The 17,310-nt window shown below is 73.2% G+C and carries 19 protein-coding genes, 1 tRNA gene and 2 pseudogenes; 12 read left to right on the top strand and 10 right to left on the bottom strand.

The genetic code is table 11. The features are described from left to right. Nucleotides 1-24 precede the first annotated feature (24 nt). Nucleotides 25-798, top strand: coding sequence for a precorrin-6A synthase (deacetylating) (gene cobF, locus ACH45E_RS27590; RefSeq protein WP_361446736.1), 774 nt, complete (start codon nt 25-27; stop codon nt 796-798). 87 nt (nt 799-885) lie between these two features. Beyond that, nucleotides 886-1,326, top strand: a complete 441-nt coding sequence (locus ACH45E_RS27585) for a hypothetical protein (protein WP_361446734.1) — start codon at nt 886-888, stop codon at nt 1,324-1,326. Here the strand turns inward: ACH45E_RS27585 and ACH45E_RS27580 are convergent. The 3 genes from ACH45E_RS27580 to ACH45E_RS27570 form a co-directional block, all read right to left on the bottom strand. Further along, entirely contained in the window at nt 1,313-2,092 is a 780-nt protein-coding gene (locus tag ACH45E_RS27580; RefSeq protein WP_361446732.1) for a cobalt-precorrin-6A reductase, read from the bottom strand. The two genes, ACH45E_RS27585 and ACH45E_RS27580, sit on opposite strands and share 14 nt — an antisense overlap. Before the next feature lie 50 nt (nt 2,093-2,142). Further along, nucleotides 2,143-2,940 carry a sulfite exporter TauE/SafE family protein gene (locus tag ACH45E_RS27575; protein ID WP_361446730.1) on the bottom strand — a complete coding sequence of 266 codons (798 nt, stop codon included), beginning with the start codon at nt 2,938-2,940 and terminating at the stop codon, nt 2,143-2,145. Between the two features lie 169 nt (nt 2,941-3,109). Then, nucleotides 3,110-4,297 (bottom strand): thiolase family protein, encoded by a 1,188-nt coding sequence (locus tag ACH45E_RS27570; protein ID WP_361446728.1) that lies wholly within the window; start codon nt 4,295-4,297, stop codon nt 3,110-3,112. A 162-nt stretch (nt 4,298-4,459) separates the two neighbouring features. Here ACH45E_RS27570 and ACH45E_RS27565 point away from each other — a divergent pair, with 162 nt between their 5' ends. The 7 genes and pseudogenes from ACH45E_RS27565 to ACH45E_RS27535 form a co-directional block, all read left to right on the top strand. Next, complete coding sequence (locus ACH45E_RS27565) at nt 4,460-5,269, top strand: lysophospholipase (RefSeq protein ID WP_361446726.1); 810 nt, start codon at nt 4,460-4,462, stop codon at nt 5,267-5,269. Nucleotides 5,270-5,346: 77 nt separating this feature from the next. Then, nucleotides 5,347-5,637 (top strand): WhiB family transcriptional regulator, encoded by a 291-nt coding sequence (locus ACH45E_RS27560; RefSeq protein WP_361446724.1) that lies wholly within the window; start codon nt 5,347-5,349, stop codon nt 5,635-5,637. Further along, entirely contained in the window at nt 5,634-6,119 is a 486-nt protein-coding gene (locus ACH45E_RS27555; RefSeq protein ID WP_361446722.1) for a DNA starvation/stationary phase protection protein, read from the top strand. Before ACH45E_RS27560 ends, ACH45E_RS27555 begins: the two co-directional genes overlap by 4 nt. Before the next feature lie 25 nt (nt 6,120-6,144). Beyond that, on the top strand, nt 6,145-6,489 hold the full coding sequence (locus tag ACH45E_RS27550) for a DUF3140 domain-containing protein (RefSeq protein WP_361446720.1): 345 nt from the start codon (nt 6,145-6,147) through the stop codon (nt 6,487-6,489). Between the two features lie 4 nt (nt 6,490-6,493). After that, nucleotides 6,494-7,168, top strand: coding sequence for an endonuclease (locus ACH45E_RS27545; RefSeq protein ID WP_361446718.1), 675 nt, complete (start codon nt 6,494-6,496; stop codon nt 7,166-7,168). A 65-nt stretch (nt 7,169-7,233) separates the two neighbouring features. After that, a pseudogene (locus ACH45E_RS27540) lies at nt 7,234-8,041 on the top strand (SAM-dependent methyltransferase). A 401-nt stretch (nt 8,042-8,442) separates the two neighbouring features. Next, nucleotides 8,443-9,005: pseudogene (locus tag ACH45E_RS27535) on the top strand (response regulator); the annotation flags it as partial. A gap of 6 nt (nt 9,006-9,011) precedes the next feature. Here ACH45E_RS27535 and ACH45E_RS27530 read toward each other — a convergent pair. Beyond that, nucleotides 9,012-9,875, bottom strand: a complete 864-nt coding sequence (locus tag ACH45E_RS27530) for a Cof-type HAD-IIB family hydrolase (protein ID WP_361446716.1) — start codon at nt 9,873-9,875, stop codon at nt 9,012-9,014. Nucleotides 9,876-9,940: 65 nt separating this feature from the next. On the opposite strand from ACH45E_RS27530, the gene ACH45E_RS27525 reads away from it, so the two are divergent. From ACH45E_RS27525 to ACH45E_RS27515, 3 genes are all read left to right on the top strand, one after another. Next, nucleotides 9,941-10,249 carry an SAM-dependent methyltransferase gene (locus ACH45E_RS27525; RefSeq protein ID WP_399041689.1) on the top strand — a complete coding sequence of 103 codons (309 nt, stop codon included), beginning with the start codon at nt 9,941-9,943 and terminating at the stop codon, nt 10,247-10,249. A 49-nt stretch (nt 10,250-10,298) separates the two neighbouring features. Then, nucleotides 10,299-11,702, top strand: a complete 1,404-nt coding sequence (locus ACH45E_RS27520; RefSeq protein WP_361446714.1) for a glutamine synthetase family protein — start codon at nt 10,299-10,301, stop codon at nt 11,700-11,702. A gap of 139 nt (nt 11,703-11,841) precedes the next feature. Then, nucleotides 11,842-12,369, top strand: a complete 528-nt coding sequence (locus tag ACH45E_RS27515; protein WP_361446944.1) for an NUDIX hydrolase family protein — start codon at nt 11,842-11,844, stop codon at nt 12,367-12,369. A gap of 16 nt (nt 12,370-12,385) precedes the next feature. Here ACH45E_RS27515 and ACH45E_RS27510 read toward each other — a convergent pair whose 3' ends face one another. From ACH45E_RS27510 to ACH45E_RS27485, 6 genes are all read right to left on the bottom strand, one after another. Next, a complete protein-coding gene (locus ACH45E_RS27510) occupies nt 12,386-13,474 on the bottom strand; it encodes a hypothetical protein (protein WP_361446712.1) in 1,089 nt (362 codons plus the stop codon). A 164-nt stretch (nt 13,475-13,638) separates the two neighbouring features. Then, complete coding sequence (locus ACH45E_RS27505) at nt 13,639-15,420, bottom strand: ABC transporter ATP-binding protein (protein WP_399041641.1); 1,782 nt, start codon at nt 15,418-15,420, stop codon at nt 13,639-13,641. Nucleotides 15,421-15,597: 177 nt separating this feature from the next. Beyond that, nucleotides 15,598-15,671 (bottom strand) — tRNA-Pro (locus tag ACH45E_RS27500). 97 nt (nt 15,672-15,768) lie between these two features. Further along, the gene (locus ACH45E_RS27495; RefSeq protein WP_361446708.1) at nt 15,769-16,128 is read right to left on the bottom strand and encodes an MmcQ/YjbR family DNA-binding protein; all 360 of its coding nucleotides are present in this window, start codon (nt 16,126-16,128) and stop codon (nt 15,769-15,771) included. A 42-nt stretch (nt 16,129-16,170) separates the two neighbouring features. Continuing rightward, nucleotides 16,171-16,698 (bottom strand): GNAT family N-acetyltransferase, encoded by a 528-nt coding sequence (locus ACH45E_RS27490; protein ID WP_361446706.1) that lies wholly within the window; start codon nt 16,696-16,698, stop codon nt 16,171-16,173. Then, complete coding sequence (locus ACH45E_RS27485; RefSeq protein ID WP_361446704.1) at nt 16,695-17,285, bottom strand: XRE family transcriptional regulator; 591 nt, start codon at nt 17,283-17,285, stop codon at nt 16,695-16,697. The genes ACH45E_RS27490 and ACH45E_RS27485 overlap by 4 nt, the downstream gene beginning before the upstream one ends. Between the last annotated feature and the right edge of the window lie 25 nt (nt 17,286-17,310).

Here is a 17,310-nt window from a genome sequence, read left to right as displayed (position 1 = left end):
AGTGGCATGCGGCAGACTCGGGGCGTGCGAAAGATTCATGTCATCGGTATCGGCGCGGGCGACCCCGACCAGCTGACCCTGCAGGCGGTCAAGGCGCTGCGCGGCACGGACGTGTTCTTCCTTCTCGAGAAGGGTGAGGTGAAGTCGGACCTCACCCGGCTCCGCAGGGACATGCTCGACGCGCACCTGCCGGAGGGGACGTACCGGCTGGTCGAGGCCCGGGACCCGGAGCGGGACCGGAGCGCGGGCGGCGCCGCCTACTCCCCCGCGGTCGGGGACTGGCGCAGCGCCCGCGCCGGCATCTACGAGCGGCTGATCGCCGAGGAGCTGGGCGAGGACGAGTGCGGCGCCTTCCTGGTGTGGGGGGATCCGGCGCTGTACGACAGCACGCTCGGGATCCTCGAGGAGGTGCTGGAGCGGGGCGCCGTGGCCTTCGGGTACGACGTCGTGCCCGGCATCAGCAGCGTCTCCGCGCTCGCCGCCCGGCACCGCACGGGGCTGAACCGGGTCGCCCGGCCGGTGCAGATCACCACGGGGCGGCGGCTGGCCGAGGGCTTCCCCAAGGAGGTGGACGACCTGGTCGTGATGCTGGACGCCCATCAGACCTTCCGCCAGTACGCGGGCGACGACCTCGACATCTACTGGGGCGCCTACATAGGCACCCCGGACGAGATCCTCGTCTCCGGACCGATCGCCGAGGCCGCCCCCCGTATCGAGCGGCTGCGTGCCGAGGCCCGGGAGCGCAAGGGCTGGATCATGGACACGTATCTGCTGCGCCGGAACCCGAAGGACGCCTGAGGCCGGCCGCTCGAAAGCACTCGAAGGCACTCGACGGCACTCGAAAACCGGGTGCCCGGGGGGATCGGCCGCCGTCATACTCCCGGCATGTCCCCCACACCCGTGCGCTTCTACGACACCGGCCTCACGGCCTGCCGGTTCCGGTCCGCGATGCTGGTCCGCTGCCCGCGCTGTGCGCGGATCGCCCACGCGGAGACACGGGCGGACCTCGCCGAGGGCGCGCGCGACCGCCTGGTCTGCCGGTCCTGCGGTCTGTCCCGGACCTCGTGGCTCGTCGGCGGCCAGTGGCCGGCGCTGTGGCTGCGGACCACCACCCGGCACGGGGAGATCTGGGCGTACAACCTCGAACACCTGGACCTGCTCCGGCGGTTCGTGGCCGCCTCGCTGCGGGAACGGGCGCCCTGGTACGAGCACGGGCGGAAGATGACCTACGTGGCCCGGTTGCCCGCGTGGATCAAGGACGCCAAGAACCGTACCGAGGTAATGCGCGCGATCGACCGGCTGCGGGCCTCGGTCACGGCCGGTTGAGGCCGAGCCGGCGAAGTCTCTCCAGCCGGTCCAGTACGGCCGCCTCGTCGGGCAGCGCCGTCACGCCGTCGGGCAGTGGGGGCCGGCGTACGACCACCACGGGCAGTCCCAGTTCACGGGCGGCCGTCAGCTTGGCGGCGGTCGCCTCTCCCCCGCTGTCCTTGGTCACCAGCACGTCGATGCGGTGGCCGCGCAGCAGCTGGAGTTCGCCGGCGACGGTGAAGGGGCCGCGGGCCAGCAGGACTTCGAGGCCGGGCGGCATCGGCGGCTCGGGCGGCTCGACCGACCGTAGGACGAAGTGCAGGTCGTCCAGGTGCGCGAAGGCCGACAGGCCCAGGCGGCCGGTGGTGAGGAAGACCCGGCGGCCGAGGGCGGGCAGCGCGTCGGCCGCCGCGCCGAGCGAGGGGACCGGGTGCCAGCGGTCCGAGGGGCCGGGCCGCCAGCCCGGGCGCCGCAGGACCAGCAGCGGCAGCCCGGTCGCCGTCGCGGCCCGCGCCGCGTTGGCGGTGATCCCGGCGGCGAAGGGATGGGTGGCGTCGACGACCACGTCCACCTGCTGCGCCCGCAGCCACTCCGCCAGCCCCTCCGCCCCGCCGAACCCGCCGGTCCGGACCTCCCCCTCCAGCGTCCCGGGGCGGGCCACTCGCCCGGCCAGGGAGGTCGTGACCCGGACGCCGCCACGGGCGGTCAGCCCGGCGGCCAGTAGCCGGGCCTGAGTGGTGCCGCCGAGGACGAGGACGTGCGGGGTGGTGGGGCGCGGGGACATGGCGTCAGCGTACGGGCCGGTCCGACGGCCGGATCGCGGGTCGTCCGGGCTCAGCGCAACAGCAGCTGGACCCCGCCCACGACCGTCGCCGCGATCACCAGTTGCTCGAACAGCCGCTGGTTGATCCTGTTCACAGCCCATTTGCCGATGAACGCCCCCGGTACGACGAACACCGCGAGGGCGGCGTCGAGCAGCAGGGAGCGGCCGTCGATGAGGCCCAGGCCGACGCTGAAGGGCACCTTGGACACGTTCACGATCAGGAAGAAGAAGGCCGAGGTGCCCAGGAAGCCCAGCTTCCTAAAGCCCGCGGACAGCAGGTACAGGGACATCACCGGGCCGCCCGCGTTGGCGACCATCGTGGTGAAGCCACCGAGCACACCGTACGAACGCGCCTTGACCCGGCCCGCCCGGCTGCCGACCGGCTCCGGCTCTCCCTCCGTGTCCTTTTCCGTGACCCCTTCCGTGTCGGCCCGACGCCGCCGCCACACCGTGACGGCCGCCATCAGCAGCAGGATCGCGCCGATCGAGGTCCGTACGACGCCGTCATCGGCCCACATCAGGAACAGCGTGCCGACGACCACCCCGGCCGCCACCGCCGGGAACAGCCGCCACAGCGTGGGCCAGTGGGCGTGCCGCCGGTAGGTGAGCACGGCCAGCACATCGCCCGCGATGAGCACCGGCAGCAGCACCCCGGTGGAGGCCCGGGCGGGCAGCACCGCCGCGAAGACGGCGAGGCTGACGGTGTTGGCCCCGCTGACGGCGGTCTTGGAGAAGCCGACGAGCAGCGCCGCGAAGGCCAGCGCGGTGAATCCCCACCCGGATATGTGCCAGAGCGTCATCGTGTTCATGCCGGGCCGATGCTATGCGCATGCATCTTGCGGCGTAAGCGCCGTCTCGCCAGTTGGCCAACTCCGCCACGGTTCGGCAGCACCCCAAAGGGGCGCGGGGAACTGCGCGACCAGCCACGGCGGCGCCGCAGTCGGACGACGGCACATCACGGCACAACCAGCGGAGCGCTCAGTGCCGCTCCACCAGCACCGCGCTCCCCTGCCCCACTCCCACGCACATCGTCGCCAGCCCGCGCGCCGCGCCCGTGCGGCGCATGCGGTGCAGCAGGGTGGTGAGGATGCGGGCGCCGGAGCAGCCGAGGGGGTGGCCGAGGGCGATCGCGCCGCCGCTGGGGTTCACCAGGTCGGGGTCGATGCCGAGCTGGTCGACGCAGGCCAGGGCCTGGGCGGCGAAGGCCTCGTTGAACTCGGCCTCCCGGATGCCCTCGATCTCCCAGCCGGCCCGGGTGAGCGCCTTGCGGGTGGCGGGCACCGGGCCGATGCCCATCACGTCCGGGTGCACGCCCGCCGAGGCGCCGGCGACATAGCGGCCCAGGGACTCCAGGCCCAGTTCGTTCAGGGCCACTTCGCTGACCAGCAGGAGCGCGGCGGCGCCGTCGTTCATCGGCGAGGCGTTGCCCGCGGTGACGGTGCCGCCCTCGCGGAAGACCGGCTTCAGCCGCGCCAGTTTCTCGATGGAGGTGTCCTCGCGGACGCACTCGTCGGTGGTGACGACCACGCCGTCCGGGCGCTCGACGGGCACGAGTTCGTCGTCGAAGTGGCCGTCCTTGCGGGCGGCGGCGGCCCGTTGGTGGCTGCGCAGCGCGAACTCGTCCTGACGTTCGCGCGGGATGCCGTACCGTGCGGCGACCTCCTCGGCGGTCTCGCCCATGGACAGCAGGCCGTGCAGGTCCTTCATCGCCGGGTTGACCAGCCGCCAGCCGAGGCGGGTGTCGGCGGTCTCGATGCGGTGCGGCAGGGCCTCGTCGGGGCGGGGCAGCACGAACGGGGCGCGGCTCATCGACTCCGAGCCGCCCGCGAGCACGATGTCGGCCTCGCCGGCGGCGACGGTGCGCGCGGCGAGGGTGACCGCCTCCAGGCCCGAGGCGCACAGCCGGTTGACCGTGGCGCCGGGCACCGTCTCGGGCAGGCCGGCGAGCAGGGCGGCCATGCGGGCGACGTTGCGGTTGTCCTCGCCGGCCTGGTTGGCGGCACCCCAGTAGACGTCGTCGATCCGGGCGGGGTCGAGGGAGGGCACGTCGGCCACGAGGCGGCGGATCACGGTCGCCGCGAGGTCGTCCGGGCGCACCGGGGACAGGGCTCCGCGCAGCTTGCCGATGGGGGTGCGGCGGGCGGCCGCGAAGTGGACGGGACGCAACGGGAGGACTCCTGACCGACGACGCTGTGGATCAGCACTGAGTTGACCGGCACCGCTGATCGGCACCGCTGTTAATTAGCACCGCTAGTTTTGGACTATAGACCGCCGGGCAGCCCCCTGGGAAGATCCCCGGGTACCTTCACCGACGCAGCCGGAGGAGCCATGGCCGACGCCCGCGAGCACGTCCTCACCGGGACCCGGGGCACGATCACCGCCCGCGTGTGGCAGCACGCCGAGCCGCGGTACGTCGCCCTCGTCGTGCACGGCTACGGCGAGCATGCCGGCCGGTACGAAGGGCTGGCGGGTGTCCTCACCGAGCACGGCGCGGCGGTCTACGCAGCCGACCACATGGGGCACGGCAGGTCGGCCGGTGAGCGCGTGGTGATCGAGGACTTCGAGGACGTCGTCACCGACGTGCACGGCGTGTCCGCCCTCGCCCGCGCCGCGCATCCCGGCCTCCCGCTCGTCCTGGTCGGCCACTCGATGGGCGGCCTGATCGCGGCCCGCCACGCCCAGCGGTACGGCCACGAGCTCACCGCGCTCGTCCTTTCGGGGCCGGTGATCGGCGCCTGGGAGCTGCCCGGACGGCTCCTCGCCCTCCCCGAGATCCCGGACCGGCCGATCAGCCCGGCCGCGCTCTCCCGCGACCCGGCGGTGGGCGCCGCGTACGCCGCCGACCCGCTGGTGTGGCACGGCCCGATGAAACGGCCGACGCTGGAGGCTTTCGTACGGACCCTGGCGACCGTCGGCGACAGCGGTGACGTCGGCCCGCTGCCGGTGCTGTGGCTGCACGGCGACGAGGACCGGCTGGTCCCGCTGCCCGGCAGCCGGGCCGGCGTGGAGCGGCTGACCGGGGGCCGGGCGGCCGAGCGGATCTACGCCGGGGCCCGGCACGAGGTGTTCCACGAGACGAACCGGGCGGAGGTCTTCGCGGACGTGACCGGTTTCCTCGACGGGCTGCCCGGGCTCTAGCACGAGGCGCCGAAGACCCGGTTCCGGCCCGCTCAGCACCGCGTTTGCGGGTGTGCGCCGGGGGCACCCGCGCCCCCATGGAGTGGTTGCGCGCTGCCGCCTGTGTGGGTGAGGACCCCGAGCTGTTCTTCCCGGTGGGCACGACCGGGCCGGCGCTGCGGGACGCAGCTGCCGCCAAGCGCGTCTGTGCCCGCTGCCCCGTGACGACCCAGTGCCTGACATACGCGCTGGCGTGCGGGCAGACCTCGGGTGTGTGGGGTGGTACCTGCGAGGAGGAGCGCGACGCACAGCTCCGTGCGTCCAGAGGCATGCCCAGGCGCATGTCGAGGGACGAAGGACAGCTCGAGAAAGGGAGAAGCGTTCTATGACCGTGGTGAAGAGCACGCTGCCCGATGAGGCGCTCCGCGTCACCGGCCCTGCTCTCCAGGACACCCTTGTGGACCTGCTGGGTCTGTCGCTGGTCGGCAAGCAGGCGCACTGGAACATCGTGGGGCCGCGTTTCAGGTCCATCCACCTCCAGCTCGACGAGGTGGTGGACACCGCGCGCGCCTACGCCGACACGGTCGCCGAACGTGCCGCGGCGCTGGGCGTGGCGCCGGACGGGCGGCCGGAGACCATCGCGGCGACCTTCGCGCTGCCGGGCACCAAGGACGGCTGGCTGCGTGACACGGAGGTCGTGCGGCTGCTGGTGGAGTCCCTGGAGGCGGCGATCGCACGGCTGCGGGCGCGGATCGACGCGACCGAGAAGGCCGATCCGGTCACCCAGGACCTGCTGATCGGCATCACCGCCGAACTGGAGAAGCAGCGCTGGATGTTCGAGGCCGAGAACTGGCCGCGCGAGGACAAGTGACCCGCGGGAACGAAGGGAACACAGCATGACCGACGCCCTCGAGATGGACGCGCTGTGGGAGGACTTCCACCGCGCGGTGAACATGACCTCGGCGGAACTCGCCGCCTGGCTGCGGGTGCGCGACGCCGACGAGGACGCTGAGCCGTTGCCGGAGGAGGCGGGCACGCCCACCGGGCAGCACGTCCTCGCCATCCTTCAGAAGCGGCGCACGGACCTCACCGACGACGACGTCCGCGTGATGCACAGGGTCGTGGACCGCGTCAGCGACCTGGCGGACGTCGAGAACGAGCCGGAACCGGAGAACTCGCCCGAGGACACGCGCCGCCGGCACCGGCTGATGACCCTCGGCCACGACCCGCTCAAGCCGTAAAGCCATGAGCCGCGCCGACAAGACCGGCGAGACCGGCAGGTCCGGGCGGGTCCTCGCCGAGCTGGTCGCCGCGCACGGGCGGACGTACGCGGAGGAGGCGGGCATCCGGCTGAAGGACACCCCGCAGCCCCTGTACCGGCTGCTCGTCCTCGCCGTCCTGCTCAGCGCCCGGATCCGTGCCCCGGTCGCGGTGGCCACCGCCCGCGCCCTGCACGAGTCGGGCCTCGACACGGCGCGCCGCACGGCCGAGGCCGGCCGGCAGGACCGGGTGGACGCGCTCGGCCGGGGCGGCTACCGGCGCTACGACGAGCGCGCCGCCACCCAGCTCGGCGACGGCGCCGAGCTGCTGGCCGAGCGGTGGGGCGGCGATCTGCGGCGGCTGCGCGCGGAGGCGGACGGCGATGTGGACGCGCTCCGGCGGCTGCTGCGGGAGGTGCCGGGGCTGGGTCCGGCGAGCGCCGACATCTTTCTGCGCGAGGTGCAGCGGGTGTGGCCCGAGGTGGCGCCGTACCTGGACGGCAAGGCGCTGTCGGGCGCGGAGCGGCTGGGCCTGCCGAAGGACCCCGGCCGGCTGCTCGATCTCGCCGGTGACACCGAACCGGCCGTGCTCGCCGCCGCGTTGGTGCGCGCGGCCCTGGACAAACAGGTGACCGAAGACAGTCTCCGCCGCGCCGCGTGACCGTGCCAGACTGCTCGACGGCCCCCGCCGGGAACGGCGGGGGCCGTCGAGCTGAGGAGCGCCGCGTGACCGGGACCGAGCCGGCCCTGACCGAGATCGACACGACCCGGCCGCATCCGGCCCGGGTGTACGACTGGTTCCTCGGCGGCAAGGACAACTACCCGGTCGACGAGCGGCTCGGGCGGCAGATCACGGCGATCGACGCCGGGGCCCCGCGGGCCGCCCGGGCCAACCGCGCGTTCATGCGGCGGGCCACCCGGCTGCTGGCCGAGGAGGCGGGGATCCGCCAGTTCCTCGACTTGGGCACCGGCATCCCCACCGAGCCCAACCTCCATCAGGTCGCCCAGTCCGTGGCGGCGGACGCCCGTGTCGTCTACGTCGACAACGACCCGATCGTGCCGGCCCACGCGGGAGCCCTGCTGCGCGGTACCCCCGAGGGGGTCACCGAATACCTCCAGGCCGACGCCCGCGACCCCGGCAGGATCCTCGAACTGGCCTCGCGTGTCATCGACTTCGGCCGGCCGGTCGCCCTGTCCCTGATCGCCCTGCTGCACTTCGTCGCGGACGAGGACGGTGCCCACGCCATGGTGGCCACCCTGCTCGGCGCCCTGGCCCCGGGCAGTTGCCTGGTCCTGTCGGCGATGACGGCCGGCTTCGAACCGGAGAACGTCCGGCGGGGCATCGCGGCCTACGGAGCGGGCGGAGTGACTCTCGTCGCCCGCTCACAGGCCGAAGTCGCCGGTTTCTTCACCGGACTCGAACTGACGGACCCCCGGCGTCGTCGCCGTCTCCGACTGGCGCCCCGACACCGCACCGGACGGGGAGCCGCCGGTGTCGCTGTACGGCGGGGTGGGGCACAAGACAGCCGGCTGAACCGGCCGGGCAGGCCCTCTGCCCGGCCCATCGGGAAGTCCGCCGACAGCACGACCGTGACCGGCCAGACGCTGTGGCCCTCGATGCCGCTCTGGAGGACGTCGAGGACACAGGCCGCGAGCAGCACGCCGACGGCGAAGCCCGCAGGCAGCCCCGGGGGGAAATGGACTTCATGCCGATCACGGTAGACGCGGCCGGGCCGGGCCGGATCGGCCGAACGGCCGAGGGCCCCGGCCCGGATCATGGCCGTACGCCGAGGCAGGCGGCCGCCGCGGCGGGCGAGGGTGGACCCGCAGCTCATCCGTCGCTTCAGGAGTACACCGTGCACAGCAGGTTCCTCATCGGGATCGTCGGCGGTGCCCTCGCCGTCGGGGCCGTCGGCACCCATGTGATCGCCGACCCCGGACATCACGGTCGTCGCCGAGGCCGCCGACGGCGAGGAGGCGGTGGCGCCGGCCCGCCGGCTGCGGCCGGACGTGTGCCTGCTGGACATTCGGATGCCGAGGCTGGACGGGCTGGAGGCGACCCGGCTGCTGGCCGGGCCCGAGGTGGCCGATCCGCTGCGGGTGGTCGTGGCCACCTTCGACCTCGACGAGTACGTGTACGGCGCGCTGCGCGGCGGCGCCTGCGGGTTCCTGCTCGAGGACGCCGGGCCGACCCTCCTCGCGGAGGCGGTCCGCGCCGCCGCTGGTCTCGCCCTCGGTGACGGTCCGCCTGCTCAAGCACCTCACCGCGCGGCCCGGGCCGGCCCCGAAAGCGGCCGGGGACCCGCCCGCCGAGTCGCCCGCCGAGCCGCTCACCGACCGCGAGCTGGACGTGGTGCGGCTGGTGGCCGTCGGCCGTACCAACGCCGAGCTGTACGTCTCGCTGTCCACGGGCAAGACGCATCTGTCCAGCGTCCAGCTGAAGCTGCCGGAACCGGGTCGAGATCGCCGCCTGGGCCTGGCGGAACGGGCACGCCTGACGGGCCTCAGGCGCCTGTGATCCCGAGCACTCGGGCGATGGTATGCAGCACCCCGTTGTCATTGTTGGACGGGGCGAGATGGCGGGCCCGGCGGACGACCTCCGGGTGGGCGCCCGCCATGGCGAAGGACCAGTCGGCGGCGTCCAGCATCTCCAGGTCGTTGAGGTAGTCGCCGAACACCATGGTCTGCGCGGGCGTGATGCCCAGTTCGCGCTGGAGGCCGCGCAGGGCCGTGCCCTTGTTGGCGGTGGGGTTCATGACGTCGACCCAGTGCTCGCCGGAGACGACGACCTGGTGCGTGGCGGTGAAGTCCTTCAGCGCGGGCGCGGTGGTCCGCTCGGCCGGGCCGAAGTCGAACAGGGCCACCTTGATCACCTCGTCGTCGACGGCGGTGACGTCCTCGACGATCCGGTGCTCCACGTAGTACTTGCGGACCTCGGCGAGGAAGGCCTCGTCGGTCCGCTCGACGTAGGCGGACCGCTTGCCGCAGATCACGGCGCCCACGTCCACGCCGTCGGCCACCAGGTCCCGCACGGTCCGTGCGAGTGAGGCCACGACGGGGCCGTCGAGCGGGTCCGAGCTGAGCTCCACGCCGTCGCGGACGACGTAGGTGCCGTTCTCCGCGATGAACGCCATGCCGTCGGCGACCTCGGCGAACTGCCGGGCCAGCGTGGCGTACTGGCGGCCGCTCGCCGGGCTGAACAGCACACCGCGCCGGCGCAGTTCGGCCAGCATCGGCCACAGTCCCTCCGGGATCCGCTTGTCGTCGTCGAGGAGCGTGCCGTCCATGTCGGTGACGACGAGCCGGATGTCGGCGGAGCCGGCCGGGAGGCCGGGGGTGGTGAGGAGGGACGCGGGCGTGGCGGGCATGTCCTGCTTCCGGTCGGGGTGGGCGTACGGAGTCCAGTGTTCCCCACGGGGCGGACGGGCCCGGAATCGGGATCGGCGGCCGCGACGACCACGCGGTCGACCAGCGGGTCGGCGAGCAGGTCGCCGGGATGCCGCCGGTGATCCGGGACGTGGCACGCGCGGACCGGGAGTTCCCGGGGCGGGCGGTGCGGTTCCTGGCCGGGGACCGCGGAGTGCGGCACTTCCCGGACATCGGCACCGGGGTGCCCACGGTGGAGAACACGACGAGCACGCCACGCCGCCGGTCACCGCCCGCGACCGGTTGCCCTGCCCCCGGTGGAGCCGCGGGCACGGCCGGACCGCCGTGGTACCGCGGTTCGGCGGGGTGGCCGTGAAACCCTGACCCCGACCAGGTACGGCCTCGCCCGTCGAGGAGGAGCGCGGATGACCACCCTTGCCGACCCGGTGCCCGGCGGGCGTCCCGGCGACGTCCAGCGGGCCGGCGCGCTGGCCGCCGAACTGACCGGACGGGGCGTGCACGGTGTCGTGCTGGCCTATGTCGACACCGCGGGCATCGGCCGGGTGAAGACGGTCCCGGCGGCGCGGCTGCCCCGGGCGGCGGCCTGGGGCGTGGGGATGTCCCCGGTGTTCGACACCTTCCTGGCCGACGACTCCATCGTCACCACCGACGTCCTCGGCTCCCCGGACGGCGATCTGCGCCTGTACCCGGACCTCGACCAGCTGGTGGTGCTGGCCGGGCAGCCCGGCTGGGCCTGGGCCCCGGTCGACCGGATCACGCAGGAGGGCGAGCGGCATCCGGGGTGCTCCCGCACGTTCCTGCGCCGGATCGTCACGGACGCCGCCGAACGGCACGGCATCACCTTCCGCGCGGCCGTCGAGGTCGAGTGGGCGCTCGGCCTCGGCCCGGCACCCGACGGGGAGTTCGTGCCGGCGGTGTCCGGGCCGGCGTACGGTGCCGTCCGGCAGGCGGAGCTGAGCGACTACGGCGCCGATCTGCTCGCGGCCTGCGCGGCGCAGGGCATCGACGTCGACCAGTTCCACCCCGAGTACGCGGCCGGGCAGTTCGAGCTGTCGGTGGGCGCGCTGGACCCGGTGGCCGCGGCCGACCGGAGCGTGCTGGTACGGCAGACCGTCCGGGCAGTGGCGCGCCGGCACGGCCTGCGGGTCTCCTTCGCCCCTGCCGTGTCCGCCGAGGGCGTCGGCAACGGCGGCCATCTGCACCTGTCGGGCTGGCGCGAAGGCCGCAACCTGCACGCCGGAGGGCCCGGGCCGTACGGCATGACGGACCGGGCCGAGTCCTTCGCGGCCGGGATCCTCGCGCACCTGCCCGCCCTGACGGCCGTGACCGCGCCCAGCCCGGCCAGCTACCTCCGTCTCAAACCGTCCCGGTGGGCGGGGGTGTTCACCGCCTGGGGCCGTGAGCGGCGCGAGGCCGCGGTGCGGGTCGTCACCGGCACGACCGGTCACCAGGGGCAGGCGGCGAACCTGGAGGTCAAACCGGTGGACCTGGCCGCCAACCCCTATCTCGCGTTCGGCTGCGTCATCGCCGCCGGGCTCGACGGCATCACGTCGGGGGCGGCCCTGCCCGAGGAGACCACCGGTGACCCGGCCCGGTTCGACGCCGGGGAGGCGGCGGCGCGGGGCGTGCGCCGGCTGCCCACCTCGCTGCCGGAGGCCGTCGCCGAGTTCCGCGCGGACGGGGTGCTGCGGGCCGCGCTGGGCGAGGTGCTGGCCGACGCGGTGACCGCCGTACGCCTCGGGGAGGCCGCGGCGGTGGACGGGCTGGACGACGCCCGGGTCGCGGCGGCCTACCGCTGGACGTACTGACCGTGGGCGGCCTCGCGTCCGGACCGGTCGAGGAGGCCCTCGCCGCGCTGCCCCTGGCCGAACCGCCGTCGCCCGAGCCCCTGTGACCGATGACACGCCGTTTCCGATGCCCGGAAAGTATGATCAAGCAATGTCTGACATGACCGAAACCACGCCCGGCTGGCTGTCTTCCGACGAGCTGGAGATGGCACGCGCCCGCATGCCGATCCTGTACGTCGAGGCCGTGCCGGTGCGCGTCGACGACAGCGGCGAAGTCACCAGCATCGGGCTGCTGCTGCGCATAGGGCCGGACGGAACGGTCAGCCGGACCCTGGTATCCGGCCGTGTCCTGCACCACGAGCGGGTACGCGACGCCCTGCTGCGCCACCTGGAGAAGGACCTCGGCCCGGTGGCGCTGCCCCGCGTGCCGGCCTCCCTGCAGCCGTTCACGGTCGCCGAGTACTTCCCCACCGCGGGCATCACGCCGTACCACGACCCGCGTCAGCACGCGGTGTCCCTCGCCTACATCGTCCCGGTGGCCGGTGACTGCCGGCCCCGGCAGGACGCGCTGGACCTGGTGTGGTTCAGCCCGCAGGAGGCCGCGTCGCAGGCCCTGCAGAGCGAGATGCCGGGCGGGCACGGCGTGCTGCTCAAGCAGGCCCTCGCGCACGTGGGTCACGTGTCCTGAAGGCGGCGCCCCCGCGTCACACCTTGGCCCGCGGCTTGTCACCGGACCCGGTGTGGACGGTGCGCGAGTCGGGGCCGGCGTGTCTGTTCATCGCCGACCACAGGCGGTGCCGGAAGGCGAACCCCGGGGCCGGCCCCGCCTTCGCGGGGCGCTCCCGGACGTCGGCCGTCGTGCACAGCACGTCCCACACCCGGTCCGGGCACCCTCCGCGCTTCCACAGGAAGTCGCAGTACGGGATGTGCGCGATCTCCAGGTCGAGCCAGCCGTCCTTGGTCAGCGCTCCGTCCCACTCGGACGCCCGCAGCTTCAGATAGCCGCGCGACCGGCCGGACTTGTCGCTGCTGGTGACACAGAGCACGCGGACGAACTCCGGGGTGTGTTCCAGCACCACCACCGGGCGCTCCTTGTGGGTGTCGTCGTCGTGGGTGAGCTCGGCCGTCCAGACGTAGCCCACCGCCGGCGGCCAGGGTGAGGTGACACACGGCGGCGCCGGACTGGCCGGTGGACCGGTCTTCAGCCAGCGGACCAGCCGGACGGCCGCGACCAGCGCGCAGCCGGCGGACAGCGTGGGCAGCGACCACCACAGGACGGCGAGCAGCAGCGTCCCGCCGGTGGCGTGGTCCGGGTCGGGGACGAGGGTGCCGCCGGTGTGGTGGATCCAGTAGCCGGTCACGGCGGCCAGGAACGCCCTCCGCAGTGCCGTCCACAGCAGGACCAGCGGGAAGTAGCCGTAGTCCACGGTCCGCATCAGGCCCAGTACCGTCGCGGCCGTCGCGTACACCACGGTCATCCCGGTGGTGGGATACTTGTCGACCTGCGCGTCCAGCGGCGCCAGGACGGCCGCCACCACGCAGTAGAGGACCACCGCGCGTGCCGCCATCAGCAGCCGCTTGCCCTTGAGCCGCTCCGGCGCCGCCATGCCGGCCAGCGGCCGGGCGAGCAGCACGCCGAGCGCGAGCAGTGTCACGAAGATCCAGGTGTTCCGCTTGCCGGTGAAGTCGATGTGCACCACCGGGTAGACCAGCAGCCACATGGCCCATGAGCCGAGTCCCAGCGCGAACGGCGCTCCCAGCGAGAACTCGGGCACCATCCGCTTCGCCCTCATCCGAGGCCGCTGCGACCCCGCTATCAGCGGCGTGCTCACACACACCAGTAGTACGGCCCCCGCCAGGAATGCCTGCACGTGCCCCCGCTCTCGTCGCTGGGAGCAGCATGGCCCCGGGCCGGCGTGCCCGGCGCCGATTCGGTCGTCCGGGCCCGCGCGGCCGGTCAGTCTGGTAGGGCGCCGAGGTCGGCCCGGGCGGGGCTGTCGTCGAGGAAGCCGCCCGACTGGTGCTGCCACAGCCGGGCGTAGGTGCCGTCCGAGGCGAGCAGTTCCTGGTGGGTGCCCTGCTCGACGATCCGCCCGCGGTCGAGGACGACCAGGCGGTCCATGCCGGCGACCGTGCTGAGCCGGTGTGCCACCACGAGTGCCGTCCGCCCCTCCATGAGCCGCCACAGCGCCTCCTGGACGAGGATCTCGCTCTCGGAGTCCAGGGCGCTGGTCGCCTCGTCGAGCAGCAGGATCGGCGCGTCGCGCAGGATCGCCCGGGCGAGCGCGACCCGCTGGCGCTGGCCGCCGGACAGCTTGATCCCGCGTTCGCCCACCATGGTGGCGAAGCCGTCCGGCAGCGCGTCGGCGAACTCCGTGACGTGTGCGGCCTCGGCCGCGCGGCGGATCTCGGCGTCGGTGGCGTCCGGCCGGGCGAACGCGATGTTGTCGCGCAGGGTGCGGTGGAACATCGCCGGGTCCTGCGGCACATAGGAGATCAGGCCGCGCAGGTCGGCCTGGCGCAGCCTGCTGATGTCCTGGCCGCCGATCAGGATCCGGCCGGCGTCGATGTCCGTCATCCGCAGCAGCAGCCGGGTGAGCGTGGTCTTGCCGCCGCCGGACCGGCCGACGAGGCCGACCTTCGCTCCGTGGGGCACGGCGAGGTCGAGGCACTCGAAGAGCGGCTCGGCACCCGCGTGGGCGAAGGTCACCTGTTCGAAGCGGACATCGGCGGCCTCGGGCAGCAGCGGCTGCGGCACCGGCGGGTCGAGCACGGTCGGCGGTGTCAGCAGCAGTTCGGTGAACTGCGCGGCCTCCGTCATCGAGCTCTCCAGACGGCGGTAGATCTGGTTGAACTCGAACATGATCCGCGTCGCGTTGGTGTAGTACGTGAAGGTGACCACGACCGCCTCCACCCCGTGCCCGTCCCCGGCGAGCGCGACCGCGAGCAGCAGACCCAGCGCGTTGGTCAGCACGGACATCGGCGCGACCAGCGTGTCGATGCGCAGGTTGCCGTAGTCCCACGACCTCAGCGTCAGCCGCCGCGACTGGGCTACCCGCGAGCGGTGCTCGGCGGCCTCACGGTCCTCGGCGGCGAACGCCCGGACCGTGTCCATGTTCATCAGGCTGTCGGCGACATGGCCCGACACCCGGGCGATCGCCTCCTCCCGCAGGTTCACCAGGGCCTGGCGGCGCCGGACGAGCGGCGCCACGCTCAGCGCCGTGAGCGCGATCATCACCAGCAGCCCGACGACGAGCCACGGTTCGTAGTGCCACAGCACCACGGATCCGAAGGTCAGCGGCACGAGCCTGCCCACGATGTTGAACGTCAGCGTGTCGACGAACTCCTCGAAGCGGGAGGCGAAGCTCAGCACCCGCTTGGTCAGCGATCCGGCGAAGTTGTCGTGGAAGAACGCGGCGTCCTTGGCGAACAGCTCGTCCATGCCGACGATGTACAGGTGCTCGATGCCGAGGGCGTCCAGGCGGTTCAGACAGTGCAGGCCGACCCGCCACAGGGCCTCGGCGAGGAGCAGCACGCCGGCGAAGGCGAGAACGTAGGGCAGCGTCGCGCCGACGGTGGCACCGGGGCCGTCGGCGATACGGCCGACGAGCTTGGCGACGACCAGCGGGGCGAGATAGTTGATGCCGGTGTTGCCCAGCGCCGGCAGCAGCATCCCGGGGAGCGTCAGCCGGCGAAGGCGGCGCAGCTCCCGTCCGTAGTAGCGAAGGGCGAGGAGCACGGAGCCCCTGCCCGGCGGCGTTCGGTGTAATGCGCGCGGTCCCATGCCGCGGCAGTGTCCCGCAGCGCCGACCGCGCGGTCCAAGCATTTTCACCCAAATGCCGCATGCGGCCCGGAAACGACTGAAGGCCATCTCCTCATCGCTGAGGAAACGGCCTCCGGCTACGACTTCAACAGTCGGGACGACAGGATTTGAACCTGCGACCCCTTGACCCCCAGTCAAGTGCGCTACCAAGCTGCGCCACGTCCCGATGCTCGTTGACCTGGGGTTTCCCTGGTCGAACGCGCACGGAAACCATACCGCACTCGGGTCGGTGGTCGCGCACTCCTTTTCCGGTGCGGGCCGCGTCACTCCCCGTGCGGCCGCCCCAGCTCCGGATGGGCCTCCAGCAGGCGGGGCGGGGCCGCCTGGCGCCAGGAGTCGGCGAGGATGTCGCGCAGTTCGCCCTCGTCCTCCAGGGCGGCGAGCCGGGCCCGGACCCAGGCGAACTGGGCCTCGTGGCCGGCGATCCAGAACTTCTCCGGCTCGGCCAGGACCAGTTCGTCGCGCTCCTCCTTGGGGCAGCGTACGGCGAGGGAGGTCTCGTCCTCGGGCAGCGTGGCGAACATCTTCCCGGCCACCCGGAACGTGGGCATGCTCCAGGCGGTCTTCTCCGTGGTGTCCGGCAGGGACAGGGCGATACGGCGTGCGTCTTCGGCGTCCGGCATGACCCGCACGCTAACCCGTCCCACTGACAGCCACCCCGGCGTTCACCGGGCCGCGGCCTGGAGGTGCTTGTAGTAGAGGGTCGTCGGGCGCAGCACTCCGGCGGGGCTCGCCGCGTAGTCGGGGATGACGCCGGCCCGGGTCCAGCCGGCGGAGCGGTACAGGTGCTCGGCCAGGCTGCCGGTCTCGGTGTCCAGGTGCAGCAGGGTGATCCCGGCCGCGCCGGCCGCCTGCTCCGCGGTGGCCAGCAGCCTGCGGCCGAGGCCCTGGCCGCGGGCGTCCCGGTGGACCATCAGCTTGACGAGTTCGGCGCGGTGGCGGCTGTTGGGCTTGCCGGGGAAGGCCAGGCTGACGGTGCCGACCGTCCGGCCCGCGTCCCGCGCCACCCATACGGCGAGCTGCCCGGCGGCCACCGCGGCCGCCCGTCCCGCCCACCAGGCGGTGGCCTCCACGCGGTCGAGCGGCGCGAGGAAGCCGACCGAGGCGCCGCCGGCGACGGTGTCGGCGAGCAGGTCCGCCAGGCCGGCCATGCCCTCGCGCAGCTGGGCGTCGGTGAAGCGCAGGACTCTCATGGCCGCACCACCGCCAGCAGGTAACGCGCCTCGCCGGGACCGGTGCTGCGGAAGCGGGTCGGCCCGAAGACCCGCATCCGCAGGCAGTCGCCCGCCTCGACGTGGTGGTCCGCCTCCCCCACGGTCACGTCGAGTGCGCCTTCCAGGAGCCACAGGTGCTGTTCCAGTCCGGGGACGGGCGGACGGTCGTAGGCGATGTCGGCGCCCGGCGTGAGCCGGCCCTCGACCAGTTCGCCGCGCAGCCCGGCGTGCGAGGGGGACACGGACCGGCGTACGAAGCCGGAGGCGCGGTCCTCCCACACCTGCTGCTCGGCGGAGCGCACCAGGGGGGCGGGTGCCGTCTCGACCTCGCTGAGGAGCTGGGACATGGTCCGCCCGTAGACGTGGCAGAGCCGGTTGAGGAGCGCGGCCGTGGGGCTGGTCTCCGCCCGCTCCGCCCGCGACAGGGTGGACCGGCTCACGCCGCTGCGTTCGGCCAGCTCCCCCAGGGACCAGCCGTGCTGGGACCGGAGTTCGGCGAGCCGGGCGCCGATGCGGTCGTCGATGCGGTCGTCGCCTGGGTCCGCTTCCTCAAAGTCATCTCTCATATCCGGGACGCTATCCCGGATATGA

This window comes from Streptomyces sp. NPDC020299 (assembly GCF_044387825.1).
GTDB lineage: Bacteria > Actinomycetota > Actinomycetes > Streptomycetales > Streptomycetaceae > Streptomyces.
The sequence above is the reverse complement of the archived record's forward strand: the minus strand, read 5'-3'. Positions and strand labels throughout refer to the sequence as shown.

Coding starts and splice junctions, on each gene's coding strand:
- ACH45E_RS27585 (WP_361446734.1), top strand. CDS start 886: ATGTCCCCCACACCCGTGCGCTTCTACGACACCGGCCTCACGGCCTGC.
- ACH45E_RS27580 (WP_361446732.1), bottom strand. CDS start 2,092: ATGTCCCCGCGCCCCACCACCCCGCACGTCCTCGTCCTCGGCGGCACC.
- ACH45E_RS27575 (WP_361446730.1), bottom strand. CDS start 2,940: ATGAACACGATGACGCTCTGGCACATATCCGGGTGGGGATTCACCGCG.
- ACH45E_RS27565 (WP_361446726.1), top strand. CDS start 4,460: ATGGCCGACGCCCGCGAGCACGTCCTCACCGGGACCCGGGGCACGATC.
- ACH45E_RS27560 (WP_361446724.1), top strand. CDS start 5,347: ATGGAGTGGTTGCGCGCTGCCGCCTGTGTGGGTGAGGACCCCGAGCTG.
- ACH45E_RS27555 (WP_361446722.1), top strand. CDS start 5,634: ATGACCGTGGTGAAGAGCACGCTGCCCGATGAGGCGCTCCGCGTCACC.
- ACH45E_RS27550 (WP_361446720.1), top strand. CDS start 6,145: ATGACCGACGCCCTCGAGATGGACGCGCTGTGGGAGGACTTCCACCGC.
- ACH45E_RS27545 (WP_361446718.1), top strand. CDS start 6,494: ATGAGCCGCGCCGACAAGACCGGCGAGACCGGCAGGTCCGGGCGGGTC.
- ACH45E_RS27530 (WP_361446716.1), bottom strand. CDS start 9,875: ATGCCCGCCACGCCCGCGTCCCTCCTCACCACCCCCGGCCTCCCGGCC.
- ACH45E_RS27520 (WP_361446714.1), top strand. CDS start 10,299: ATGACCACCCTTGCCGACCCGGTGCCCGGCGGGCGTCCCGGCGACGTC.
- ACH45E_RS27515 (WP_361446944.1), top strand. CDS start 11,842: ATGACCGAAACCACGCCCGGCTGGCTGTCTTCCGACGAGCTGGAGATG.
- ACH45E_RS27510 (WP_361446712.1), bottom strand. CDS start 13,474: ATGAGGGCGAAGCGGATGGTGCCCGAGTTCTCGCTGGGAGCGCCGTTC.
- ACH45E_RS27495 (WP_361446708.1), bottom strand. CDS start 16,128: ATGCCGGACGCCGAAGACGCACGCCGTATCGCCCTGTCCCTGCCGGAC.
- ACH45E_RS27490 (WP_361446706.1), bottom strand. CDS start 16,698: ATGAGAGTCCTGCGCTTCACCGACGCCCAGCTGCGCGAGGGCATGGCC.
- ACH45E_RS27485 (WP_361446704.1), bottom strand. CDS start 17,285: ATGAGAGATGACTTTGAGGAAGCGGACCCAGGCGACGACCGCATCGAC.